This window comes from Mariniphaga anaerophila, assembly GCF_900129025.1.
Taxonomy (GTDB): Bacteria; Bacteroidota; Bacteroidia; order Bacteroidales; family Prolixibacteraceae; genus Mariniphaga; species Mariniphaga anaerophila.
The window spans coordinates 223,250-247,049 of record NZ_FQUM01000004.1; the positions used below are offsets into that span (position 1 = coordinate 223,250).

General features: G+C 40.4%; 22 protein-coding genes. 8 read left to right on the forward strand and 14 right to left on the reverse strand.

The annotated features are described in order from the left end of the window. Positions 1–26: 26 nt before the first annotated feature. The gene (locus BUB08_RS09510; protein ID WP_073001177.1) at positions 27–1,154 is read right to left on the reverse strand and encodes an Sb-PDE family phosphodiesterase; all 1,128 of its coding nucleotides are present in this window, start codon (positions 1,152–1,154) and stop codon (positions 27–29) included. Between the two features lie 149 nt (positions 1,155–1,303). Beyond that, on the reverse strand, positions 1,304–1,747 hold the full coding sequence (locus BUB08_RS09515) for a hypothetical protein (protein WP_073001178.1): 444 nt from the start codon (positions 1,745–1,747) through the stop codon (positions 1,304–1,306). A gap of 584 nt (positions 1,748–2,331) precedes the next feature. Between BUB08_RS09515 and ppdK the strand changes: the two genes are divergently transcribed. Further along, positions 2,332–5,034, forward strand: a complete 2,703-nt coding sequence (gene ppdK, locus BUB08_RS09520) for a pyruvate, phosphate dikinase (RefSeq protein WP_073001180.1) — start codon at positions 2,332–2,334, stop codon at positions 5,032–5,034. Between the two features lie 368 nt (positions 5,035–5,402). Here ppdK and BUB08_RS09525 read toward each other — a convergent pair whose 3' ends face one another. From BUB08_RS09525 to BUB08_RS09535, 3 genes are all read right to left on the reverse strand, one after another. Continuing rightward, positions 5,403–6,062, reverse strand: coding sequence for a response regulator transcription factor (locus tag BUB08_RS09525; RefSeq protein ID WP_073001181.1), 660 nt, complete (start codon positions 6,060–6,062; stop codon positions 5,403–5,405). 4 nt (positions 6,063–6,066) lie between these two features. Further along, entirely contained in the window at positions 6,067–6,858 is a 792-nt protein-coding gene (locus BUB08_RS09530; protein ID WP_073001183.1) for a sensor histidine kinase, read from the reverse strand. A gap of 252 nt (positions 6,859–7,110) precedes the next feature. After that, complete coding sequence (locus BUB08_RS09535; RefSeq protein ID WP_073001663.1) at positions 7,111–8,478, reverse strand: sigma-54-dependent transcriptional regulator; 1,368 nt, start codon at positions 8,476–8,478, stop codon at positions 7,111–7,113. Positions 8,479–8,804: 326 nt separating this feature from the next. Between BUB08_RS09535 and BUB08_RS09540 the strand changes: the two genes are divergently transcribed. Next, positions 8,805–9,548 carry a flavin reductase gene (locus BUB08_RS09540; protein WP_073001185.1) on the forward strand — a complete coding sequence of 248 codons (744 nt, stop codon included), beginning with the start codon at positions 8,805–8,807 and terminating at the stop codon, positions 9,546–9,548. Positions 9,549–9,582: 34 nt separating this feature from the next. On the opposite strand, the gene BUB08_RS09545 is transcribed toward BUB08_RS09540, so the two are convergent. Together BUB08_RS09545 and BUB08_RS09550 are read right to left on the reverse strand one after the other, a co-directional pair. Further along, complete coding sequence (locus BUB08_RS09545) at positions 9,583–9,819, reverse strand: CDGSH iron-sulfur domain-containing protein (protein ID WP_073001187.1); 237 nt, start codon at positions 9,817–9,819, stop codon at positions 9,583–9,585. 40 nt (positions 9,820–9,859) lie between these two features. Continuing rightward, positions 9,860–10,690: an NHL repeat-containing protein gene (locus BUB08_RS09550; protein WP_073001664.1), complete on the reverse strand. Its 831-nt coding sequence runs from the start codon at positions 10,688–10,690 to the stop codon at positions 9,860–9,862. Positions 10,691–10,796: 106 nt separating this feature from the next. Between BUB08_RS09550 and BUB08_RS09555 the strand changes: the two genes are divergently transcribed. After that, positions 10,797–11,912, forward strand: coding sequence for a lactonase family protein (locus BUB08_RS09555; RefSeq protein WP_073001666.1), 1,116 nt, complete (start codon positions 10,797–10,799; stop codon positions 11,910–11,912). 3 nt (positions 11,913–11,915) lie between these two features. On the opposite strand, the gene folE is transcribed toward BUB08_RS09555, so the two are convergent. Continuing rightward, a complete protein-coding gene (folE, locus tag BUB08_RS09560) occupies positions 11,916–12,539 on the reverse strand; it encodes a GTP cyclohydrolase I FolE (protein ID WP_073001668.1) in 624 nt (207 codons plus the stop codon). A 273-nt stretch (positions 12,540–12,812) separates the two neighbouring features. Between folE and rfaD the strand changes: the two genes are divergently transcribed. Continuing rightward, positions 12,813–13,778 carry an ADP-glyceromanno-heptose 6-epimerase gene (gene rfaD / locus BUB08_RS09565; protein ID WP_073001189.1) on the forward strand — a complete coding sequence of 322 codons (966 nt, stop codon included), beginning with the start codon at positions 12,813–12,815 and terminating at the stop codon, positions 13,776–13,778. Between the two features lie 53 nt (positions 13,779–13,831). Here rfaD and BUB08_RS09570 read toward each other — a convergent pair whose 3' ends face one another. Together BUB08_RS09570 and BUB08_RS09575 are read right to left on the reverse strand one after the other, a co-directional pair. After that, positions 13,832–14,242 carry a hypothetical protein gene (locus BUB08_RS09570; RefSeq protein ID WP_139249665.1) on the reverse strand — a complete coding sequence of 137 codons (411 nt, stop codon included), beginning with the start codon at positions 14,240–14,242 and terminating at the stop codon, positions 13,832–13,834. A gap of 55 nt (positions 14,243–14,297) precedes the next feature. Beyond that, positions 14,298–14,864 carry an RNA polymerase sigma factor gene (locus BUB08_RS09575; RefSeq protein WP_073001193.1) on the reverse strand — a complete coding sequence of 189 codons (567 nt, stop codon included), beginning with the start codon at positions 14,862–14,864 and terminating at the stop codon, positions 14,298–14,300. Positions 14,865–15,000: 136 nt separating this feature from the next. On the opposite strand from BUB08_RS09575, the gene BUB08_RS09580 reads away from it, so the two are divergent. Beyond that, positions 15,001–15,324 (forward strand): DUF6249 domain-containing protein, encoded by a 324-nt coding sequence (locus BUB08_RS09580; protein ID WP_073001195.1) that lies wholly within the window; start codon positions 15,001–15,003, stop codon positions 15,322–15,324. A gap of 53 nt (positions 15,325–15,377) precedes the next feature. Here BUB08_RS09580 and BUB08_RS09585 read toward each other — a convergent pair whose 3' ends face one another. Next, positions 15,378–16,652 (reverse strand): M64 family metallopeptidase, encoded by a 1,275-nt coding sequence (locus tag BUB08_RS09585; protein WP_073001669.1) that lies wholly within the window; start codon positions 16,650–16,652, stop codon positions 15,378–15,380. Between the two features lie 53 nt (positions 16,653–16,705). Between BUB08_RS09585 and BUB08_RS09590 the strand changes: the two genes are divergently transcribed. Further along, a complete protein-coding gene (locus tag BUB08_RS09590) occupies positions 16,706–18,058 on the forward strand; it encodes a mechanosensitive ion channel family protein (RefSeq protein WP_245820187.1) in 1,353 nt (450 codons plus the stop codon). A gap of 80 nt (positions 18,059–18,138) precedes the next feature. Beyond that, positions 18,139–18,636, forward strand: a complete 498-nt coding sequence (locus BUB08_RS09595) for an Lrp/AsnC family transcriptional regulator (protein WP_083570681.1) — start codon at positions 18,139–18,141, stop codon at positions 18,634–18,636. A gap of 34 nt (positions 18,637–18,670) precedes the next feature. Here BUB08_RS09595 and BUB08_RS09600 read toward each other — a convergent pair whose 3' ends face one another. After that, positions 18,671–19,999, reverse strand: coding sequence for an ammonium transporter (locus BUB08_RS09600; RefSeq protein ID WP_073001197.1), 1,329 nt, complete (start codon positions 19,997–19,999; stop codon positions 18,671–18,673). Positions 20,000–20,251: 252 nt separating this feature from the next. On the opposite strand from BUB08_RS09600, the gene BUB08_RS09605 reads away from it, so the two are divergent. Continuing rightward, positions 20,252–20,719, forward strand: coding sequence for an Lrp/AsnC family transcriptional regulator (locus BUB08_RS09605; protein ID WP_073001199.1), 468 nt, complete (start codon positions 20,252–20,254; stop codon positions 20,717–20,719). Here the strand turns inward: BUB08_RS09605 and rlmB are convergent. Both rlmB and BUB08_RS09615 read right to left on the reverse strand, forming a co-directional pair. Then, positions 20,716–21,450 carry a 23S rRNA (guanosine(2251)-2'-O)-methyltransferase RlmB gene (gene rlmB, locus BUB08_RS09610; protein ID WP_073001202.1) on the reverse strand — a complete coding sequence of 245 codons (735 nt, stop codon included), beginning with the start codon at positions 21,448–21,450 and terminating at the stop codon, positions 20,716–20,718. The two genes, BUB08_RS09605 and rlmB, sit on opposite strands and share 4 nt — an antisense overlap. Further along, positions 21,450–23,402, reverse strand: a complete 1,953-nt coding sequence (locus BUB08_RS09615; RefSeq protein ID WP_073001204.1) for an ABC-F family ATP-binding cassette domain-containing protein — start codon at positions 23,400–23,402, stop codon at positions 21,450–21,452. The genes rlmB and BUB08_RS09615 overlap by 1 nt, the downstream gene beginning before the upstream one ends. Positions 23,403–23,800 lie beyond the last annotated feature (398 nt).

Genomic DNA, 23,800 nt, shown 5'->3' on the forward strand with positions numbered 1-23,800 from the left:
AGATTACAAAAACCAATTGTTCAATGCTAATCTAAAACAAAGTCGACAACCAGGTTCTGGTTGCTTCTGATAAATGCAGTAAGTACTTTATATTTTAGGCTTTTCTGTCCGGCTTCGGCAGTAATAACCTGCGAAGAACGCGGAAACAACTTAATGCTTTTTGTTCCGTTACCAGACTCCAGTTCAAGTTCGAAATACAAATCGCTATTGTTGCTAATTTCATAATAGTTTCGGTCGCCTTTGTTATGAAACTGCGCCCCCAGCTTTACACATGCTTCCACGAGGGGTCTTACATTTTCCTCTTTCCCTGCAATGTATTTACTTGCCCAGGCAACTGTGCGTCCTGCATCGAGTGCTTCCCTAATTGATTCGGCAGTGCGTTCTTTCGCAAAAACCAAAGTCATTGACCGATGCACGCAACCACCCAAATTATAATCGTGAGCCACTAAATTGTGAATATCAGATGTTCCCATTACCGTTAAATCGTTATCCACAGCCCAGTCCAATGCTTTTTTATGAAACCCGAAACCATTGAAAACTTCAATTCCGTCCAGTTTGTTTTCTTTTTTCAGCTCACCAACAAAATCAATCCATTCGTACGAACCTTCCACCGATGTGGCTTTCCACCCGGGATGATTCCAAAAAATAAATGCATCTTGTTCTTCGGCCTTTGCAACTGCCTGGCTGTCCAAATCTCCGGACCGATCTTCAATATACCCGGAAGCATCGCCAATAAACAGCGCGTTAAAATGTCCGGGAGGTGTATTCCTAGTAATTTCAGTCCCTTTTATAAATACCAGGTTATTTTCTGCCGCAGCATTTTTCGCCAATTCCCATGCACGATTATGATTTACTAACACATCGGCTTTGTGCGGAGTGTATTCAATATGATCGGTAATGGCCATTGCATCCAGCCCTTCCTGCCAGGCCTCCTGCACCCGAACATTTGGCCAAACGTGCCCGTCAGAAAACACAGTGTGCATATGAAAATCGCACTTTAAAGTTTGGAACCCTTCGATGTTGGGAATTGAAATCATTTGACGTTTTTTAGGATTACGGAATTCATCCATCCGCATAACGCCGTTATCGGTCTGAGCCTGAAGCAGCAATGCTGTCCCTAAGAAAAACAGCAGGAACAATTTTAGTTTCGACATTTGTTTCTTTTTAACAGTTAATAATTAATCGCCAAATTAGTCATTTTGGATTTTTATTTCAGTTACAATTTAATGAAAAAAGGAATAATTCGCTTCTTAAAACATTACGAAAAAGAAGCAAGAACATGCACTTCAAACTAAAATAAGTACTATTTCCTTTCCTGATTATACCCATTATTTTTCTTCTTGAAAAAACCGAAAAACTCAATTTTCCCGGAAGAATTCTTTTTCAGTATTTTCAGTGTTCCTTTATCAATTGCAAATTGTAATTCTATATTTTGCCTGAAATCGGCAGGATGAATTAAAACAACAAAGTTCCGCGACAAACTCCATTTATAATCGTTCAATTCAGAAAAAGGCAACAACTCTAAATCTGAATGCTGAATAAAATTTCCATTTGCATGGAATTCAATTTCCAAAAACTTACTAGTTGCCTGCAATTGGTCTTCCTTAAAATTCATCAATTCACCCCCAACTTCAGCATAATATTCAAAAAGCTGCCATTTGCCCGGAATATGTTGCGATGGCCGGGCAAACATTTCAGTTGTTTGTAGCCACTGAATTATCTTTCTAAACTGATTTTTGATGTGCATATCATTTGTCGCAATTTTTATTTGACAGCAACAACTGCAGAAAGTTTAAAGCTACACTTTGTTTTCCAAAAACTTACAATTTTTCAAAACAGGTTGTCCAAAAGCCATAGCTGCAATTCATAGTACAAAAAAAACAGGAACGACATTTCGCTCCTGTTCCTCCTAACTAACCAAATCTATTCTCTATGAAAAAACACTTTTACTTTTTTGTTCAATACAAAAGTAAGCACAAAAACAGTTAACTAAATTCAAGCAAAGTTAAAGAATGTTAACTTCTAATAATCAAAAAGATAAACAACATCAGAAAAACAGGAAGTTAACTACATTTTTATATATTTACATATCCTAAAAAAACCGGAATTATTAAAATATGGAATATAGAAAAAGAAAATTCAAATATTCGGCAACGAGCAATTTATATTGTATTAACATTCCTTTTTTAACCACTCATAACCTCAGTCACATATGCATTTCCCGATAAAAATCCTAAAAAGTCTTATTTATTTCAAATCTTAAAAAATAGAGTTATTTTTGCTAACCAGAATTAAAGATTTCTTTTTACTAATAATTATAAAACACTATTTATGGCAAAACATGTATATACTTTTGGAGCTGGAAAAGCCGAAGGTAAAGCTGACATGAAGAACCTTTTAGGTGGCAAAGGTGCTAACCTGGCAGAAATGAACCTGATTGGGGTTCCTGTTCCTCCGGGATTCACCATTACCACAGAAGTTTGCACCAAGTACAACGAAGAAGGGCAGGAAAAAACTTTTGAGGCGATTAAGCAGGAAGTTGAAGCTGCCGTTTCTATGGTTGAAACACTCACCGAAACCAAATTCGGAGACAAAGACAATCCGTGTCTGCTGTCTGTTCGTTCAGGTGCCCGCGCATCTATGCCGGGAATGATGGACACCGTACTTAACCTGGGAATGAACGACGATGCAGTGGAAGCAATTTCGAAAAAATCGGGCAATCCACGATTTGCCTGGGACTCATACCGCCGTTTCGTTCAAATGTATGGCGATGTAGTAATGGAAATGAAACCCGCCAGCAAAGAAGAACACGACCCGTTTGAAGAAATTATCGACAAGCTAAAAGAAGAAAAAGGCATTCAGTTGGATACAGAATTCTCAACCGAAGACCTTCAGGAATTGGTAAAACGATTCAAGGCAGCCGTTAAAAAAGTTACCGGCAAAGACTTCCCGGCAGATCCATGGGAACAGCTTTGGGGATCTGTTGCTGCGGTTTTTAACAGCTGGAATAACCCACGTGCTAATCTTTACCGCCGACTGGAACATATTCCTGACGAATGGGGAACAGCAGTAAATGTTCAGGCCATGGTATTTGGAAACATGGGCGAAACTTCTGGAACCGGTGTTGCATTTACCCGCGATGCTGCCACAGGCGAGGATGTATTCAACGGTGAATACCTTATTAACGCACAAGGCGAAGATGTAGTTGCCGGTATTCGCACACCGCAGGTAATTACGCTTTCCGGTTCAAAAAAATGGGCCGAATTGCAAGGGGTAAGCGAAGAAGAAAGAGCTTCAAAATATCCGTCGCTGGAAGAAGCAATGCCAGAAATCTACAAGCAACTCGAAGAAACCCAGCAAAAACTGGAAGACCATTATAAAGATATGCAAGACCTCGAATTTACCATTCAGGAAGGTAAATTGTGGTTACTGCAAACCCGTAACGGAAAACGCACAGGTGCTGCAATGGTAAAAATTGCCGTTGATTTGCTGGAACAGGGCGTAATTGACGAAAAAACTGCACTAAAACGCATCGATGCCAACAAGCTGGACGAACTTCTCCACCCTGTATTTGATGCAGCAGCATTGAAATCGGCCACAGAAATTGCAAAAGGGCTACCGGCTTCACCGGGAGCAGCAACCGGCCAGATTGTTTTCTTTGCCGACGAAGCAAACAAATTCGATGCTTCGATTTTGGTACGTGTGGAAACTTCACCAGAAGACCTTGAAGGGATGCACGTTGCAAAAGGTATTTTAACTGCACGCGGAGGAATGACTTCACACGCAGCGGTTGTTGCCCGCGGAATGGGAAAATGTTGTGTTTCGGGAGCAGGTTCTGTAAAAATCAATTACAAAACCCGCATAATGACCATCGACGGAAAAGAATTCGCCGAAGGAGACTGGATTTCTCTTAATGGCTCTACCGGAAAAGTGTACGAAGGAAAGGTTAACACCAAAACTCCGGATATGAGCGGCGACTTCGGCAAAATAATGGACCTGGCAAGCAAATTCTCCCGCATGAGCGTGAGAACCAATGCAGACACCCCGAATGATGCAAAAACTGCACGCAACTTCGGAGCTCAGGGAATTGGCCTTTGCCGTACAGAGCACATGTTTTTCGACGGAGAGCGAATCAGAGCTATGCGCGAAATGATTCTGGCATCAACAGTTGAAGGACGTGAAAAAGCACTGGCTAAATTGTTACCGTACCAGCGCGAAGACTTTGAAGGAATTTTTGAAGCCATGGCCGGATATGGAGTGACCGTACGGTTGCTCGATCCTCCGTTGCATGAATTTGTTCCTCATCAGCAGGCAACACAAAAAGAACTGGCAGAAAAAATGGGAATTACCATTGATGAAGTCAAATCTAAAATTGCCGACCTCGAAGAATTCAACCCAATGCTAGGACACCGTGGATGCCGACTTGGAATTACTTATCCAGAAATTACAGCAATGCAGTCGCGTGCGATTATTGAGGCAGCGCTTAATCTGAAAGCCAAAGGGATTGAAACCCAACCTGAAATTATGGTTCCGCTCGTAGGTACTGTGGCCGAATTTAAAAATCAGGCAAACGTAATACGCTCAACAGCAGAAAAAGTTTTTGCGGAAAGAAATGACCGCGTTGAGTATTTGGTAGGAACGATGATTGAAATTCCACGTGCTGCTCTTACTGCCGACCTCATTGCTGCAGAAGCAGACTTTTTCTCATTCGGCACAAACGACCTTACGCAAATGACACTTGGTTATTCTCGTGACGATGCGGGCAAATTTTTACCAATATACCTGAACAACGGTATCCTTAAACAAGATCCCTTCCAGGTACTCGACCAGGAAGGCGTTGGTCAATTGGTACAAATGGGAACCGAAAAAGGACGAAAAACAAAACCGGGACTAAAAGTAGGAATATGCGGTGAACACGGTGGCGAGCCATCATCCGTTATGTTCTGCGACAGCGTCGGAATGGACTACGTAAGTTGTTCTCCCTACCGCGTGCCAATTGCACGAGTTGCTGCAGCCCAGGCAAACATAGAATAAAGATTGATATTCTGACATATAGAAAAGCCATCCTTTCCGGGATGGTTTTTTTTTGCCCATTAATACGCAAAAACACACACGTATTTATACGTGTTGACCGCAGGTATAAATACTCTTTTTTTTAATTTATTCTTTTCTGAAATTTGCCACGGATATAATAAACAAGACAGATGATTTTATTCGAAAGAAATAACGATACTACCCCATACCTCAATCCTTTTAACTTGAACACACATGGATTGACAACCTCAAGAAAGCCATCCGCGTTTCATTCTCCTATCAACACTTTCTTACTATTCCTGAAATAGCAATGGCATTGTAGGTTATACGGTTTGTCCGTAGAAGGGGTTCTGGCCAGAACCCCTTTTTTATTTTATAAAAACCAGATTATTCTTCATTGCAAAAACAACCAATCCGGCAACATTCTTTGCTTTAGATTTTTCAAGCAATTTTTTCCAATGCCCTTCCACCGTTCTCTGGCTAATTTCCAGCTTATCTGCAATCTGAGCTGCTGTGTATTCCCGACAAATCAGTCCCAGAACTTCCAATTCTCTTTCTGAAAACTCAGGAAGGCTCGGCTTAGCGCTTTTCTTTTTACTGGCACTTTGAATCACCAGCTTTGACATCTCCGGAGGGAAATAAAAATCGTTGATCATTACCTTTTCGATCGCCTCCTCCAGTTCTTCAGGCTCTGCATTTTTCAGCAGATAACCATTTACCCCTTCAGAAATCATGTGCATAATAAATTGCTCTTCATCTTCCATCGTAAGTATTATTACTTTCTGAGAAGGATAAAGTTTTCTGATTCTATTGTGTGCTTCAATGCCATCCATCAGAGGCATTTGAATATCAAGCAAAATAACATGTGGCGGATTATCCAGTAATTTTAAAAGCTCGAGCAATTCTAATCCATTCCCTGCCTCATAAATTTTCTTCACAAAACGAAATTCTTCAAGCAACGAACGAATTCCTTTTCTAAATAACTTATGATCATCGGTAACTACAATTACAACACTTTTATCTTCCATACATTCAAGATAATGAATAAATAAACATTACAGCCGAAGTTCCTTTCCCCGGCTTTGACTTCATTTTTATACGAGCGCCCAAAATTTGTGTTCGACTCTCCAAATTTCTTAAGCCCAACCCTGTTCTGGTCATCTGCTCCAAATCGAATCCCACTCCGTTGTCACATACCGAAACTGCTATTCCGCCTGAGCTGTAACGTGTTTTAATTGTTATTACAGAAGCCCGAGCGTGTTTTATAGCATTATTCAATAATTCCTGAACAATTCGAAATACAGCCAGTTCCTTTTTGGGATTAAACCGCACAGGGGTGCCATTTTTCCAATAGTCAATTTTTAACTGTCCCGTTTTGTTCACCCAATTTACCAGTTCGCTAATGGCAAAATCAAGCCCCAATTTCTCCAACGAAGGCGGCATCAGCGCCCTTGAAATCCGTCTCACCTGGGTAATAACGTCGTCAAGATAAGCTTTTGTTTCTACTGCGAGCTCTTTTGATGAGGCATTTTCTGCTTTTCGCTCAAATCTGGATATATTTAGCTTTACCACTGACAACATGGCGCCAACTTCATCATGCAAATCCTGTGATATTCGCTTTCTTTCTTTTTCCTGAGCAAGTATTGCATTCCTCAAAATTTCTTCCTGTTGTTCAGCCTTAATCCTATTGATTTCCAATTCCTTTCTTAACATCCTTTTTTGGTATGTTATAAAAAAGAAAAAAATCGCACCGGCCAGAACAATCATTCCAAAGGTGCCGGCAAAATATATAAGCACAATCTCTGCGGTTCCCTGTGCTGCCATCAATCCATTTTTATTTTTAACTTAAAACACACACTTAAGCAATTACGAAATTAATCAACAAAAATGAATTTTCTACAATAATGATTTAAATAGACCAAAAAGAAAGGGCAGCTCAACAGCCGCCCTTAAAGTTAACCCCCAAACACACAAGCAATACAGAACGTATTGCGCTACAAAAATAAAAATTTAATTGCGTTCGCAAAAAAAAGGATAAAAAAAATCAATAGAAAAAAGAAAAAAAGGATAAAAAACCTAATTCATTGCGAATTCCTTCTTTTGCAGCATCCTGTAAATTGTTGATTTGCCGATTCCAAGCTTCTTTGCAACCAACCTTACATTCTGATTGTACTTGTTCAAAAAGTGTTTGACAATATCATAATTATACTCTTCCAACGATTTTTCGCTTGACAATAAATTGTGCACATTCTCATCCACACTCATGTTCAGATGCGAGGGTTTAATGGAATCGCTGTTTGTCATTACACATGCCAACTCCATAACAGCCTTCAACTCACGAATATTTCCGGGATAATGATATGTCCGCAACATTTGCTTTGTTTCGTCGGTAATATTCTTTGGCGCCATTTTGTTTTCCCTGCAGAATTCGTTAACAAAATGTTTGGCCAATAAAATTATGTCGTTTCCTCTCTGCCTTAGAGGTGGCAGTTCAATTGGCAACCCGAGCAAACGGTAAAACAAGTCCTGCCTGAACTTACCCTCGTTAACCAATGTAGACAAATTTTTGTGGGTTGCCGTTAGAATCCTTACATCCAGCGGAATTACCTCTGTCCCTCCCAGCCGGACAAGTTCCCTCTCCTGAATAACCCGAAGAAGTTTTGCCTGGACACTTAGATCCAAATCAGCAATTTCATCCAAAAACAGTGTTCCTGTGTTGGCTAATTCAAATTTTCCAAGTTTTCTAAAATCTGCACCCGTAAACGCACCTTTTTCATGTCCAAACAGTTCGCTTTCTATCAACCCTTCCGGAATAGCAGACACATTCACCGCCACAAAAGGCTTGTTACTTCTGCTTGAATTGTAATGAATTCCCTTTGCCACCAACTCCTTTCCGGTTCCGGTTTCTCCATATATCGACACAGAAATATTGGTTTGAACGGCTTTTCCCATCAGGCTAAACACATGGTCAATTTCCCGACTGTTTCCCTTAATCAGTTTTCGAAAACTGTAATGCTCTTTTATTGCATCCTTCAGCCTGGTATTTTCCAGTTTTAACTGGTCTGACTGATAGATGTTTTTAATAACGTTTGTAATTTTCTCACGCGTGTCGGCAGCTTTCATGATGTAATCATACGCTCCGTCTTTCATCAGCTCGATGGCAGTATTAATACTTTCCTGCGCTGAAATTATAACTACGTGAGAATTAGGGGCTTTTTTCTGAATCTCTTTCAACACCTCGTGCCCGGTCATATCGGGTAGAGTATAATCGAGCGTAATCACATCCGGCTGATCGTCAAGGTTCGAGATACAATCTTTCCCGTTATAAAAAACCTTTACCTGATAATTCTGATCAACCAGTTGCTTTTTTAAAACCTGGGCATAAAGTTTATTATCTTCAACAATGAAGATTTTATAACTAATGTTATTACTTTGGCTGGTCATTTTTTTAAGTTTTTTGTTGTTTTGCGTCCGTCTTCTGTAAAAACAGTACCAAAATAGGAATTTTTTTTTAATATTTTCCCTATTTGAAACAAAAATATGCATTTTGGGAATGGAAAAAGACAAAATTCAAACGGCACAATTTACTTCTAAACATTTCCTAATAGACAAAATCATTTTCTGTCCTCTACTTGAAAAGCTCGAAACTGAAAAACAAGATCTTTTTGCAAGCCTCGCAACTATTACCAATATGCTATAAGAAATGCAAATCGTCCTGAATATCTCAACTAATTGCCTAATTTTATCGAACACAAAAAAATGGAATAACAATGAAGTATCGAGCTTTTCACAAACTGTCTTACGGTCTTTACATAATAGCTACCAAAACAAATGGTAAAAACGCAGGATACATTGGGAATACAGTGTTTCAGATTACTTCTGAACCCTCTCAAATTGCAATTAGCTGCCACAAGAAGAATGCGTCAACCCAACAAATTATAGAAAGCAAAATCTTTTCGGTCTCAGTTTTAGGGAAAAATGCCAGCACATCACTGATAGGCGAATTCGGATTCATGTCCAGCGACGACATCGACAAATTCAGGAATGTAGAAATCATCACCGCAAAAACCGGTGCACCAATAGTCACCGATTCATCCGTTGCGTGGTTCGACTGCAAAGTAACGTCCACACAAGATATTGGTTCACATATACTTATTATTGGAGAAGTTCTGGATAGCGAAGTTATTTCTGACGAAGAACCATTAACTTACGCATGGTACAGAGAAAAATACAAAATGCTTTCGCCGAAAAATGCGCCAACTTATATTGAACAAGAAAAACTAGAGGAGGAGAAAACACCCAACGCTGAAAAAGAGCAAAAACCCGAAGCGGAAGAACAAGAGGCCAAAAGCACTATGGAGCCTTTCATTTGCACCATTTGCGGATTTCAATACAATCCGGAAGAAGGAGACCCAACGATGGGAATTCCTCCGGGAACACCGTTTGAAGATCTGCCCGAAGATTACAAATGCCCAATATGTAATGCAGGCAAAGAGTATTTCAAAAAGAGCTAAAAAAGACAGCCGGCAAAAACCGGCTGTTACTTTTTTACAAATCACGATGGGTACCATCGCAATACGGTTTATTCTTTGAATGTTTGCACTGGCACAACCAAGCATCTTTTTTTTCTTCGATATGCAAAGCAATTGGCGTAAACTCCGTGCCTTTGTGTGAACCATCGCAAAAAGGCTGATTACTACTTTTTCCACACGCACACCAATAGTGAGTTCCCGGCTCCAGAGTTACCATTTTGGGAACTTTTGCTGCAATTTTGGGTTCTTCCATTTGATTTTCTATTTTTTAAAATTGATAATTTGCATCCAAATTAGTCAACTATTTTGTATGCAACAACCCTATTATCGAAAAATGTTGGAACCAGCACCAAATCCAATTCCAAGGCAAAATCCAAATCTGCCGTATTAATTTCTTTGTCAGTGGTATCCAGCAACTTTACATTTTTTCCGTTTCTATTAATAAATATCCTTCCGGGCCAGTTTGAAAAAACAAATTCTCCTTGACTATTTTTTTCCAACCCGTCCACGCCGCCGGCATCAGCTATTAAAAGAGTAACTTCTTTGGTTTCGATATCAACTTCAAAAATATTCTGATCGCCCACATAAAGCTTTCCTTTCTCAGTAAACAGCCCGTTAGGTGTTTCAAAAGGAGCACCCTCCATCCAAACAGACAATGAACCATTTACAAGTGCATATATCTTTGCTGTTCGTGTGTCTGAAACCATGACCATACCATTTTTACAAGCCGCTACATCATTCAAAAAAACTGCATTCGGAGCATGATATCTACTGGTTACTTTTGCTGCAGCAATATCGATTTCCACCAGCCTGTCAATATCAGAAACATACAGTTTTCCATTGAACATGGCCATTCCTTTCGGCGCATCGAGGCCTGTCACCCATTCCAGCTCTTTTTCGCTCCCGTCTGCATTCAGAATGCTTATAAACCCATTCCCGTCTTTTGCTGTCGGGTCGCCGTTAATGTTGGCAACGTACATTATTTCATTTTCCTCATCAAACAAAACAGACTCGGGAGTTTTCAATTCGGCCGAGGTTTCCCAAACTTTTTCAAGCTTCTGGGCATTCAAATCTCCTGCCTCAAAAAACAGAACCAACACCGAAACAAAAAGCAATGTTTTCATAATCCATTCATTTAAAATTAATTTCAAAAAGTTACCATAAAAAAGGTTTTATTGCAAAAAAATGTTCAATTTGGCACAAAATTCTTTCATCAAAAAAGATTTAACCATGCTCAAGTTTTACATTGGAATCATCTGCATGCTCCTGTCTGGCTGCATCTTTGCGCAAAACACAAAAATTGAAAAATTCTATGTGGGAACATTTACGTCAGAAGGAGCAGAAGGAATATACCTTTGCAACTTTGATTCTGCAACCGGAGAAATTGCATTGACAAAGACATTTAAAGGAATCGACAATCCTTCGTTTTTAAAAATCTCACCAGACAAAAATTTTTTATACGCGGTAACACGCCCCCAAGAAAAAATTGAAGAATCGGGCGGATATCTTCAAGCATATAAAATCGAAAAAGACGGAAGTTTAAAGTTTATCAATAAACAAGTATCGAATGGTTCCGATCCGTGTCATGTTGATGTTTCGCCTGACGGGAAATTTGTAGCCATTGCCACATACGGGAGCGGAACAACATCGTTATACCAGGTAACAGAAAACGGAGGAATTAATTCGGCCGCATCGACAATAGTAAATACCGGTTCGGGGCTGACTTCGAGACAAAAAGCACCTCACGCACATTCAATTAAATTCTCAAAAAACGGAAAACAGGTTTTTAGTGCAGATTTGGGAACGGACAAGCTTAATATTTTCGACCTAAAAAAGAGCAAGTTAGTACCGGCCAAACAACCCTTTGTCAAACTAACTCCGGGTGCCGGCCCCCGACATTTTGCGTTCCACCCGCACGCCAATATTATTTATGTTATCAACGAGCTGAATTCTACTGTGTATGTTCTCGAAAAGCAAGGGAAAAACTGGGAGGTTGTTCAATCAGTATTAACTATTCCCGAAAATTTTTCAGGGGAGAATTACTGCGCTGACATTCATGTTTCAGCCGATGGAAAGTTCGTTTATGGCTCCAACAGAGGGCACAACTCTATCGTTGTTTTCAAAACAGATCCTTTGACAAAACAACTGGAATTCATCACCACAGTTTCAACCCGGGGAGACTGGCCACGAAATTTCACACTAAGCCCAGACGGCAAGTTTTTACTGGCAGCAAACCAGCGTACAGGAAATATTGTGGTTTTCAAGATAGAAAAAAACACTGGCATTCCTGAATTTTCCGGGAATGAAATTAAACTTCCGGCGCCGGTTTGTCTTGAATTTCTTTAAAACCTAACTGAATTTAGTGCTGATTAATTTGATAAATTCGTCGCGGGTTGCATCTTTCTGAAATGCACCGGTAAAATCCGACGTGGTTGTAATGGAATGTTGTTTCTGAATTCCGCGCATCTGCATGCACAAATGCTGAGCTTCAATAACCACGGCAACGCCCAACGGTTTCAGCGTATCCTGAATACAGTCTTTTATTTGTGAAGTAAGGCGCTCCTGAACCTGCAACCTGCGTGCAAAAACATCTACAACCCGTGCTATTTTGCTCAGCCCGGTAATGGTTCCGTTCGGAATGTATGCCACATGTGCTTTTCCAAAAAACGGGAGCAGATGATGCTCGCACATCGAATAAATTTCAATGTCTTTTACAATTACCATTTGCCGGTAATCTTCTTTAAACATGGCCGAACGCAATATTTCAACCGGATCGGTTTTGTATCCCTGCAACAAAAACTGCATGGCTTTTGCCACCCTTTCCGGCGTTTTATTCAACCCCTCGCGCGATACATCTTCGCCCAGCACCTGCAAAATATTTTTATAATTTTGAGAAAGCTCTTCGGTAACCTCTTCATCGAAAACTTCAATGCGTTCGTAAACATTTGAGTGATTTATCCCTGAATTACACATTTTGGTTATTTCATTAATTTCATACAAAGATTGGTTTTTTTTGAGAAAAGAAAACAGATTCATTCCATTGTTTTGAAAAACATCACTTTTCGAAATAAAACAAAACAGGAAGCAACCTTTTGTTCACTAATTGCATCTCAGCTACAGCAATGCATAAATTGACTTTTTTTTTCTGAACAACACAATATTTTATTTACAGCAGAGTTATAAAACTGACCACGTTGACAAGTAACAGCACAGCTTTACTTTGCCAAATTAAACCGCTTTGAAAGAATGATAGTAATTACAGGAGCCGCCGGCTTTATCGGAAGTTATTTAGTGGGAAAACTCAACCAGGCCGGTTACAAAGATCTCGTTCTGATTGACCGTTTTGACGATCCCTCAAAAGACATTAATCTGTTCAATAAAGAATACAAAAAGTTTATTGACAGAGACAAGTTTTTCAAATGGCTGATAAAAAACTCCGATGATGTGGATTTTATTTTTCACATGGGAGCGCGTACTGACACCGTTGGTATTGAGCCTGAACTTTACCAGCAGCTTAACCTTATTTACACGCAACGACTATGGAACATTTGCACCGAAATTCAGGTGCCGCTTCTTTACGCTTCGTCGGCAGCAACATACGGCAACGGAGAATCCGGTTTTTCCGATTCGCATCTGAATTTATCGCACCTTCGCCCGTTAAACCTGTACGGTTGGTCGAAACACAATTTTGATGTATGGGCATTGAAGCAACCCCACAAACCTCCGTTCTGGGCCGGACTAAAATTCTTCAACGTTTACGGACCAAACGAATACCACAAAGGAAGAATGGCTTCGGTGGTGCTACACGCATACAATACCATAAAAAAAACAGGACAGATGAAGCTGTTTAAATCGCACCACAAAGACTACAAAGACGGAGAACAAAGTCGCGATTTTGTTTTTGTAGATGACATTACCGATGTGATGCTGTATTTTATGCACAACCAGGATAATCCGGGAATTTACAATGTGGGAACCGGAAAGGCGCGTTCGTTCTTCGACTTAACACAGGCTGTTTTCAGCAGTTTGAATATCGATCCTCAAATTTCTTTTATTGACACTCCGGTTGAATTGCGCGGACGCTATCAATATTTTACCGAAGCTGAAACCGACAAACTGAGAGCAGTTGGATACACGCGTCCGTTTGTAGAACTCGAAGAAGGAATTGATACTTATGTAGGAAAATACCTGGTAAAAGAATCTTGCTACTAAAAAAAATCCCGACTAGTTGCCGGGAGAATATTTTCAGTCGAACAAACTCAAAATTAGCGGACTGCATGGTGGCGTGTCTCCAAAAAATTTTCCAGTAATATAAGAAGGGAAGCACCAAATAGTATTCCTGCAATTCCGGCAGGCAAATTAGACAGCCTGTGTAGCAACAAACGATAACCGCTCAACGCAGCATCAACATCTGCTCCGGGGAAAAAATCAGGCACCTTTGCAACAGCAGAACCTTCACCCGACAGCAAAACCACAACAATAATTAGTGCAACAAAAAGAGAAAAAATCACCCAAAACCCTTTTCCAAAAAGCGGCTGCTGTTTTGCTTTTTCCAAAGCAGATTGTTCGGCAAACACACGATTCATCACTCCTGCGGAAAAATCTACTCCCGGAGATTCGAGTTTTACACTTTTCAGCAACTGTTTCAATTCTTTATCTTGTTCAAACGTTTTCATCTCGGTGTTTTTACTGTTCAAAATTATTGTCAATCGCAAACATCTTCTCCGTTAATCACAAAATGGAATAGACGTCTTCTTTTAACATTTCATTCAATATTACATACAATTTTTTTCGGGCTCTGTACAGTTTCACTTTAACATTGCTTCCGCTCAGCCCGGTAACTTTGCTGATGTCTTCCACTGATTGGTCTTCAAAATAATACAACAAAACCAACGTGTATTCATCCTCCTGAAGTTTTGCCAAAGCGGCCTTTATATACTTTTCACGGTTCTCTGCCGGAATTCCATCGAAGTTCATCTCCTCCACTTCGTCGCTAATCTGCACCTCGTCAGTTGATGCAAAATACTGTTTCTTTTTCCGGGTTTCCGAAATACAGGTATTGTATGTAATCCGGTACAACCAGGTAGAAAACTTGGCCTTCCTCTGAAAAGTATGGAGCGATTTAAAAGCTTTCACAAAACTTTCCTGTGCCATTTCTTCAGCATCCTCTCTATTTTTCAGAACTTTCAGTGCAATGGAAAAAACAACGTCCTGATACTTCTCAACAACGTATGAAAAGTAACTGGTCTGCCCGGCAATAACTTTTTCGATGTAGTAATTATCGTCTTTTTCTTCCATTTGTAATTTTGACGAAAAATCCGGACACTGGTTACAAATTTATTCAAAAGAAATTTTCAAAAAAAGTGTAACCGGCTGATTAAGTCTGCGTCAAAAGAACAGAAAATCGAAAAAACAACAATTTAAATTTTATATTATGGAAGGGATTTTTGTACCGATAGGATTTTTTCTGGCAGCATTCGCCATACTGTATGTTTTCTGGACTACACGCACAAAAGAGAGGCTTGCCCTCATCGAAAAAGGTGCTGATGCCAGTATTTTTAAAACAGAACCGTCTAAATTCGTTTTGCTTAAATGGGGTATCTTTTTAATCGGGTTAGCCATTGGTGTAATAACTGGGTTTGCACTGTCTAACCTGGTAAACGAAGTAGTTGCATTCTTTACCATGATTTTCTTCTTCGGTGGAATAGGATTGATTGTTGCTCACGTTGTAACCTATTCGCTGGAGAAAAAAGAATAAACAACAACGCAGTAACCATAAAGAAAACGGATTTGGGAAACCAGGTCCGTTTTTTATTTGCAATGAAAATCGATCACCCGCTGAATGGCATCAATACATACCGGGCAAAAACCTTCAGCCCGATTGCTTTTCATCCGACAATCCATTACCGGACTGTAGATTCCTTTTGCGGTGTAACCGCCACCTTCAAAAACCCCAACTGTGGCAGAAAATTTTGGTTTGCGAGGCGTTGGAATCGGAACAGACGATGCAACCATCGATTTCCACTTTTTGTCAAAATCGACCAAAGTTGTAAGGTTGGGTTCCCAAGGTTCAACTTCCAAATTGTAAAACTCTTCGTATGCTACCGACGATGTGTAATATTCGTCGCCCAACCCCGCAAATCCATGCCCAAACTCATGCACAAACACTTCTTTCGACAATAAATTATCTGAAGTGCAAACACTCAAAAAGTTATAAAAGCCGCCACCGCCGTATCGTTCCGTGTTCACAAGCACATAAATATGATCGTAAGGAACGGCTGCTGCAGCATCGTAAATCGATTTCATATCGCTGGTTGTCAGGTAACGGTCGATATCAAAAGTGTAAAAAGTAGAATTGAAAATCGTATTCACATAAATACTTTCGCCGGGCACATCGGTTCCTGAATCAACAGAAGGAGTCAACAACGCAGTAACATTAAACTTATCCCGGTTCGATTTAAACGGTTCTTCTTCGAACAAGTAACCGGTTACGCGCCGGGCGTCGCTTTTAAACTTTTCCATTTCGTTCAATGTGTATCCTTCTGCAAGAATAACCAAATCAACTTTTTCTGACGGAGCCCCGTTGTTTTCAATGGCAACCGCCTCGAAAGGCTGCGGATTTTCATCCAAAATAAAATAATCGGCAGGGTCAATTTCCTCTTCAAAAATTGTTTTAAAATTTCCGTCCCACTGCCGGGCTTCTATCTTAAAATTCACTTTATTTTTTGGGAAAGGAAAAATGGCGGCATGGTAAAAAGCTCGATTCATTTCCTTTGCTTCGGAAGTGGTTTGCCATTCCTGAAACAACGTGCTAAACCCTTTTGAAAACAATAACTTTTCTGATTCTGCATCAGAAACACAAAACCGGTAGGTTCCGTAACCAAAAGTATCAATCAGGTTAACCAGAGAGCCGGCCCAGTATGGCTCCTGTTTTATTTGCTGCGGATAAACCGTTACTTTATCGGAATTACCGCCAAGCAAAAAATCAAACCTCAACGATTTCTTTTGAAAATATGTTGCAAAATCTTCTTGCCCAGACAAAAACATAGGTAGAGCCAAAAGAATAAAAAGGAACTTCTGCGCCATAATCATCTGCATTTACTATTTTTGGCTAAATTATAAAAATATCAGTTTAACAAATGGTCAGAACTCTTTATAAATTTCTGCTCGAAAGCATCAGGGAAATAGATGGCATTGCAATGTTTGCAAAACCGGGAGCTGCTTTCATAACACTTATTATTATATTGATTGTGGCCTGGGCCGGGCATTACATTACAAAAAAGGTAACGTCTCGTATCTTCACAAAAATTGCAAAGCGTACAAAAACCACATGGGACGATATTATAGTCAGAAGAAAAGTATTTAGAAATCTTGCCCACCTGGTTCCGGCTCTGATTCTTTATTATGCCGCTGATTTTTCGTCCCCGTCAATTCACCAGGATTTAAGCGAACTTGACGCAGCAACGTTGAACGCTCTGTCTGCCGATTACTATTTTGCACTGGCCGGAATTCTGACAAGGGTAGCGCAGGTGTATTTTGTTTTTATATTCATTTTTGTTTTGGATGCGCTGCTAAATTCGGGGCTCGACATATACAACACCACTCCGTACGGCAAGGATCGGCCCATAAAAGGGTACATTCAACTGGCCAAAATTCTCGTTTTTTCGTTGTCGGCAATATTAATTATCGCCATTCTGCTCGACCGCGACCCGACTGTTTTACTTGCCGGACTTGGAGCAATGGGGGCTGTCATCCTACTCATTTTTAAGGATTCGATACTGGGGTTTGTGGCATCCATCCAGCTCTCCGGAAACAACATGGTTAAACTTGGCGATTGGGTTGAAATGCGCAGCAGAGGAGCCGACGGAACAGTTATCGATATTACTCTGAATACGGTAAAAATCCAGAACTGGGATCGCACCATTTCAACTATCCCCACCTACTCCATGGTAAGTGAGTCGTTTATTAACTGGAAAGGAATGGAAGAATCTGGGGGAAGGCGTATAAAACGGGCCATTAATATTGACATGACCAGCATCAAACTTTGCGACAGTGCGCTCATGAACCGGCTGGAAAAATTTCTTCTAATTCGCGATTATGTCAGAAATAAGGAAGAGGAGATAAAACAATACAACAAGCAAAAAAATATTTCAGACGACGATATCATTAGCGGCAGAAGACAAACCAACATTGGCGTTTTCAGAAAATATCTGGAGGTGTACCTGCAACAGCACCCAATGGTTAACACCGACATGACTTTTATCGTGCGACATCTTCAGCCTTCAGAAAAAGGACTGCCCGTGGAAATTTATGTGTTTTGCAAAGACAAAGCATGGGCCAGGTACGAATCTATCCAGGCCGATATTTTCGACCACATCCTTGCGGTAATTCCCGAATTTGATCTGCGGGTTTTCCAGGAGCCGTCAGGGGCAGACATCTCCGGGGCTTTATCAAAATATTATAGCACAAACAGTTTCAACAATAAGTCTTAGTTAGAGATACAAGAATATAAGGCTTTCCTGATTTGCAATTGTAAATTTTTCCTACTTTTGCTTTATAATTTGAAACTCAAATGGAAAATAAAAACATGGATAAATCAGACTATCTGGAACAAGCCGCTGACATTGACCAACTAGATGAAAAAATACTAAAATTAATCACCAAAAATGCGCGTATACCATTTTTGGAAGTTGCCAGAGAATGCGGTGTATCAGGTGCTGCTATTCACCAACGCGTGCAGCGACTTCTAAATATAGGAGTAATTACAGGCAGCGAATTCACCGTAAATCCGCAAAAGTTGGGATACAACACTTGTGCTTACATGGGTATTTATCTTGAAAAAGCCAAATACCACCGGCAGGTAGTTGCTGCCATGCGCGATATTCCGGAGATAGTTGAATGTCATTACACAACAGGGCAATATGCGATTTTCATTAAAATCCAGACAAAAACCAATAAACACCTGAAAAAGATTATCGACAGTCAGCTTCAGGAAATTGAAGGAATCGCCCGCACCGAGACTTTCATGTCGCTGGAAATGGACTTTAAACGGCAAGTGCCGATACAATAAAAAAGCCGGGAATATTAACCCGGCTTTTTTATTGCTATTCGCTTTTATAGACAAAATCATACGATTCGTCGTGCTGACTGATGTCCAACCCAATTTTTTCGCCTTGCGGAGAAATGCGCATTGGAACTATCAAATCAGTTATTTTATACATGAGCAACGAACCGCCAAAAGTAAAAATACTAACAATTACCAACGCAAGCAGATGATAAAGGAACGTAGTTACCTCTCCGTGTATAAGTCCGACATCAGCGGCAAAAATGGCCGTTCCGAGCATTCCGGTAATTCCACCCATTCCATGTGCGGGAAACACGTCCAGCGTGTCGTCAAGTGTTGATTTTGTACGTAGAGTAATGGCATAATTACTAATTATTGCAGCCATTACACCAATAAAAATACTGGAGCCCACATCAACAAAACCAGCTGCCGGCGTAATGGCCACAAGCCCTACTACCAACCCAATTGATGCCCCAACGGCAGACGGCTTAATTCCTTTGGCTGCGTCGTAAAAAATCCAGGTCAGCATAGCTGCTGCAGATGCCGTGTTGGTATTTACCAAAGCATGTGCTGCAACCGAGTCGGCAGCAAGTGCAGACCCTGCATTAAACCCAAACCAGCCAAACCAAAGCATTCCTGCGCCCAACAAAATATACGGAATGTTTGCCGGCTTAAACTTCGTACCAGCATCTTTTCTTCGCCCCAGAAAAATAGCCCCGGCCAGCGCTGCAAACCCGGCCGACATATGCACAACCGTGCCTCCGGCAAAATCAAGAACGCCCCAGTTTCTCAGAAAACCATTCGGATGCCAGGTCCAGTGAGCCAGCGGAGAATAGATAAATATCAAAAAAAGGCAAATAAAAAGCATATAGGCTCGAAATCGTACTCGTCCGGCAAACGACCCGGTAATAAGCGCCGGAGTAATGATGGCAAACTTCAGTTGAAACATGGCAAACACCGCCAACGGAAAGGTTGGAGAAAAATCGGGATGTGTTCCTCCTCCAACTCCCCGAAACATAAAAAATGTAAGCGGATTGCCGAAGAAACCATATCCTTCCCCTCCCACGCTATCGCCAAAAGCAATACTAAAACCAACTATCACCCAGAGCACGCTTACAATACCCATTGCCACAAAACTTTGAAGCATGGTTGAAATAATATGGCGAGGCTGCATCATCCCGCCATAAAAAAACGCCAGACCCGGTGTCATTAGCAAAACAAGTGCAGTTGCGGTAAGCATCCACGCAGTGTCGCCTGCCACCAAATCAGAATAATCCTGATCAAAAGCTCCTGAGGGTAAAACAACTCCTAAGAAGGCTGACAATATAATCAGCCCTAAAATCAGCCACCACTTCTTTGTACTTTTCATAGTCATCTTTTTAGTCTAATTCTGTCTTATTGATAATTACTTCGCAATAAAAATATCATTTTGATAAATTTAAAATCAAATTTAATCTTTTTATCACAACAAGGCAATACGAATTAACATTTAGATAACAAACACACATTCCACAGTAAACAACTGTTTCGAAGCTTCAATTGAAAAATATCTCACTCCCGACGCGGGCTAAAGCGCTTTTTAATTGGTTTTTTTCTATTTTTGATCGAAAATTAATGAGAGATGACCTTAAAGAACAGCTTAGACGATATTGACTTAAAAATTCTGGATATTATTACTCAAAATGCACGCATTCCTTTTAAAGACGTTGCCAAAGAAGTTGGAATATCCAGAGCAGCTGTACACCAACGAGTTAACAGAATGATTGACCTGAAAGTTATAATTGGCTCAGGATATCACATCAACCCCAACAAAGTGGAATTTAAAACCTGTAGTTATATAGGCGTATTTCTGGAGAAGGGGGGACTGTTCACCGAAGTTGTGGAACGGCTAAAAGAAATTCCGGAAATAGTAGAGTGCCACTATACGACAGGCCAATATGCTATTTTTGTGAAAGTTTACGCAAAAGATAACGAACACCTAAAACGGATATTAAGCAACCATGTACAGAAAATTCAGGGAATTGCAAGTACAGAAACCTTCATTTCGCTGGAACAAACATTTAAGCGCACAATTCCCGTAAACAGCTAATTTCGCTGGCGCACCGCTTCGTAAATCATTAACGCCGCAGCCACAGAAACATTCAGCGACTCTATTTTTCCGAACAGGGGGATTTTCACCTGCTCGTCGGTTAAATCCAGAACCGATGCTGATATTCCTACATCTTCGGCTCCCATAATGATTGCAAGCGGCATGTTCATTTCTGCCCGGGTATAGTTTTCTGTTGCTTTTTCGGTAGCAGCCACTATTTTTATGCCCGAATCTTTCAAAAAACGAATTGCCGACGACAAACTTTTCACCTTGCAAACGGGGACAGAATGGAGCGCTCCTGCCGATGTTTTTACCGCATCGGCACCAATGCGCGCCATGCCTTTTTCCGGAATAATTACCGCATGAACACCTGCACACTCTGCTGTTCGCACAATGGCTCCAAAATTCCGGACATCAGTCACCTGGTCGAGAATGAGCAGCAAAGGTTCAACTCCTGCTTCGTACAACCCGGGCAAGAGATTCTCCAGACTGGCAAATTCTACTGCTGCAATATAGGCAAGTACCCCCTGATGATTTTTACGGGTAACGCGGTTTATTTTCTCGATTGGCACAAACTGATACGGGATGTTGTTTTCTTTTACTAACTGAAAAAGCTCTGAAAACAAAGAATTATCAATTCCTTTTTTCAGAAGAACTTTTTCAATGTTCTTCCCGTTCTTAATCGCTTCAATAACTGCTCGTGTTCCAAATATAAAATCGTCTTTGCTCATTACCAATCTTTTTTATTTTTCCAATTTTCAAGTTCCTCGTGGGCATTTTCCCACTGCTCCATTGTTTTTGCCAATTCTTTTTTCTTTATCTCGTAGCGCTCGTAAATATCTACGTCATCAACTTTTTCGGGTTTCGACAATTGTTCATCCATTCCTGCAATTTCGGATTCGAGCAATTCTATTGACTTTTCGATTTCCGCAATTGTTTTTTCCGCCTTCGAAATACTACGATTAACTTCTTTCCTTTCTTCAAAACTCAGGCCCTGCGCCTGGCTCCCCTGCTTTGATTTTTCGTTTGCAGAAACACCGGAAGCGCCAGAAGGCATTTCCAATTCTTTTAAAGAATCCATCTTCTTTTTCTGAAGAAATGCATAGATGCCGCCGAGATGCTGTTTTATTTTTTTATTTCGAAATTCATAAACGCAATCTACCATTCCATCAAGGAACTCACGGTCGTGCGAAACCACGATTACCGTGCCCGGAAATTGAATAAGAGCATCCTTCAAAATTTCTTTCGACCGCATATCCAGATGGTTGGTCGGCTCATCCAAAACCAAAAGATTTACGGGTTCAAGCATTAAACGAATCATTGCCAGCCTCGACTTTTCGCCACCGCTTAATACTTTTACTTTTTTATCGGCATCTTCTCCCGAGAACAAAAACGCCCCGAGAATATCGCGTATTTTTGTGCGGACATCACCCGTTGCAATTTCATCAATTGTATCAAAAACCGTCAATTCTCCATCGAGCAATCGCGCCTGGTTTTGAGCAAAATACCCCACTTTGACATTATGCCCTACTTTTAAACTTCCCGAAAAATCCAATTGCTGAAGAATAATTTTCACCAACGTTGTTTTTCCTTCACCATTTCTTCCAACAAAAGCAATTTTATCTCCACTTTCAACCTGCAAATCAATACCACTCAAAACCAGATGGTCGCCATACTTTTTAGTAACATTTTTTGCTTCCAGCACTACTTTTCCCGAGCGCGGAGGAGGTGGAAATTTAATTTTTAACGCAGCATTATCTTCTTCTTCAATTTCAATCCGATCTAATCTTTCCAGTTGTCTTATTCGAGACTGAACCTGAACAGCTTTTGTGGCTTTGTACCTGAACCGTTCAATAAATTTTTCGGTATCCTCAATCATTTTCTGCTGATTGCGATATGCGGACAGTTGAATCTCGCGCTGTTCCTGTTTCCACTCCATAAAAGCAGAATAATTCATATTCTGATCGGTAATTTTTCCGAGAGAAATTTCCAGTGTGCGATTACAAACTGCATTCAGAAATGCCTTATCGTGCGAAACCAGAACTACCGAGCCTTTATAGCTTTTCAAAAAATCTTCAAGCCACTGAATCGATTCAATATCGAGGTGATTCGTCGGCTCATCAAGTAATATAACATCTGGTTTCTTTAACAGCAATTTTGCAAGCTCAACCCGCATTCTCCAGCCGCCGCTAAACTCTGCGGTTGACCGGTTAAAATCGCTCCGTTCGAAACCCAACCCCAAAAGCGTTTGTTCCATATCAGCCTGAAACGAATCTCCACCAAGGATAGTGAACCTCTCGTTCAGCTCTGAAAGCAAATTCAGCTTATTCAAATACTCGTCTGATTCGAAATCAATTGCATTTGAAATATCTGAATTGAGCCCTGAAATTTGCTTTTCAATGGAAAGCAACTCTTCAAATGCGAGCATGGTTTCACCCAAAAGTGAATTTCTATCAGTCAACTTCATCTCCTGCGGAAGATAGCCAACGGTTGTTCCTTTGGGAATATTTATACTGCCGGAAGAAGGTTCCAGCACTCCCGAAATTAATTTCAACAGGGTTGTTTTTCCTGCTCCGTTTTTCCCGACCAGCCCAATTCTGTCGTCCTGCCGAACCAAAAAACTGGCATCCTTCAACAAATCAAAACCGCCGAAACTTATCTGTACTTTATCTAATGATATCATTTTCTTATAACAATGCGGCCAAAGATAACTATTAAAGCGCAATTGAAAATCAAAAAAATCAGGCAAAAAAAATACCCTTTCGGGTATAAAAGGAAGGGGAAAGCTATGGACGCTTTTTGAAGATGATTGATGATTTACAAACCCCTAAACACAAAACCAATCATAAATACAGAAGATGCTTTCCCCTTTTTAAGTTCTATTTCTGAAAATAAAACCAACCATTAAATCATAACAAATATAAACAAAAAACTTTCTACTTCGGAAGTAAACGATTCACAAAAAGTCCAAATATTGAATGAGATCCATTGTTTTTCCCAAAATGGGAAATTAAGTTTTTTATCGGGAATCGGATTTTTCACATCAACAACCGGCAATAGCCTATAAACATTATATTTGCA

Coding starts and splice junctions, on each gene's coding strand:
- BUB08_RS09510 (WP_073001177.1), bottom strand. CDS start 1,154: ATGTCGAAACTAAAATTGTTCCTGCTGTTTTTCTTAGGGACAGCATTG.
- BUB08_RS09515 (WP_073001178.1), bottom strand. CDS start 1,747: ATGCACATCAAAAATCAGTTTAGAAAGATAATTCAGTGGCTACAAACA.
- ppdK (WP_073001180.1), top strand. CDS start 2,332: ATGGCAAAACATGTATATACTTTTGGAGCTGGAAAAGCCGAAGGTAAA.
- BUB08_RS09525 (WP_073001181.1), bottom strand. CDS start 6,062: ATGGAAGATAAAAGTGTTGTAATTGTAGTTACCGATGATCATAAGTTA.
- BUB08_RS09530 (WP_073001183.1), bottom strand. CDS start 6,858: ATGGCAGCACAGGGAACCGCAGAGATTGTGCTTATATATTTTGCCGGC.
- BUB08_RS09535 (WP_073001663.1), bottom strand. CDS start 8,478: ATGACCAGCCAAAGTAATAACATTAGTTATAAAATCTTCATTGTTGAA.
- BUB08_RS09540 (WP_073001185.1), top strand. CDS start 8,805: ATGAAGTATCGAGCTTTTCACAAACTGTCTTACGGTCTTTACATAATA.
- BUB08_RS09545 (WP_073001187.1), bottom strand. CDS start 9,819: ATGGAAGAACCCAAAATTGCAGCAAAAGTTCCCAAAATGGTAACTCTG.
- BUB08_RS09550 (WP_073001664.1), bottom strand. CDS start 10,690: ATGAAAACATTGCTTTTTGTTTCGGTGTTGGTTCTGTTTTTTGAGGCA.
- BUB08_RS09555 (WP_073001666.1), top strand. CDS start 10,797: ATGCTCAAGTTTTACATTGGAATCATCTGCATGCTCCTGTCTGGCTGC.
- folE (WP_073001668.1), bottom strand. CDS start 12,539: ATGTGTAATTCAGGGATAAATCACTCAAATGTTTACGAACGCATTGAA.
- rfaD (WP_073001189.1), top strand. CDS start 12,813: ATGATAGTAATTACAGGAGCCGCCGGCTTTATCGGAAGTTATTTAGTG.
- BUB08_RS09570 (WP_139249665.1), bottom strand. CDS start 14,242: ATGAAAACGTTTGAACAAGATAAAGAATTGAAACAGTTGCTGAAAAGT.
- BUB08_RS09575 (WP_073001193.1), bottom strand. CDS start 14,864: ATGGAAGAAAAAGACGATAATTACTACATCGAAAAAGTTATTGCCGGG.
- BUB08_RS09580 (WP_073001195.1), top strand. CDS start 15,001: ATGGAAGGGATTTTTGTACCGATAGGATTTTTTCTGGCAGCATTCGCC.
- BUB08_RS09585 (WP_073001669.1), bottom strand. CDS start 16,652: ATGGCGCAGAAGTTCCTTTTTATTCTTTTGGCTCTACCTATGTTTTTG.
- BUB08_RS09590 (WP_245820187.1), top strand. CDS start 16,706: ATGGTCAGAACTCTTTATAAATTTCTGCTCGAAAGCATCAGGGAAATA.
- BUB08_RS09595 (WP_083570681.1), top strand. CDS start 18,139: ATGGAAAATAAAAACATGGATAAATCAGACTATCTGGAACAAGCCGCT.
- BUB08_RS09600 (WP_073001197.1), bottom strand. CDS start 19,999: ATGAAAAGTACAAAGAAGTGGTGGCTGATTTTAGGGCTGATTATATTG.
- BUB08_RS09605 (WP_073001199.1), top strand. CDS start 20,252: ATGACCTTAAAGAACAGCTTAGACGATATTGACTTAAAAATTCTGGAT.
- rlmB (WP_073001202.1), bottom strand. CDS start 21,450: ATGAGCAAAGACGATTTTATATTTGGAACACGAGCAGTTATTGAAGCG.
- BUB08_RS09615 (WP_073001204.1), bottom strand. CDS start 23,402: ATGATATCATTAGATAAAGTACAGATAAGTTTCGGCGGTTTTGATTTG.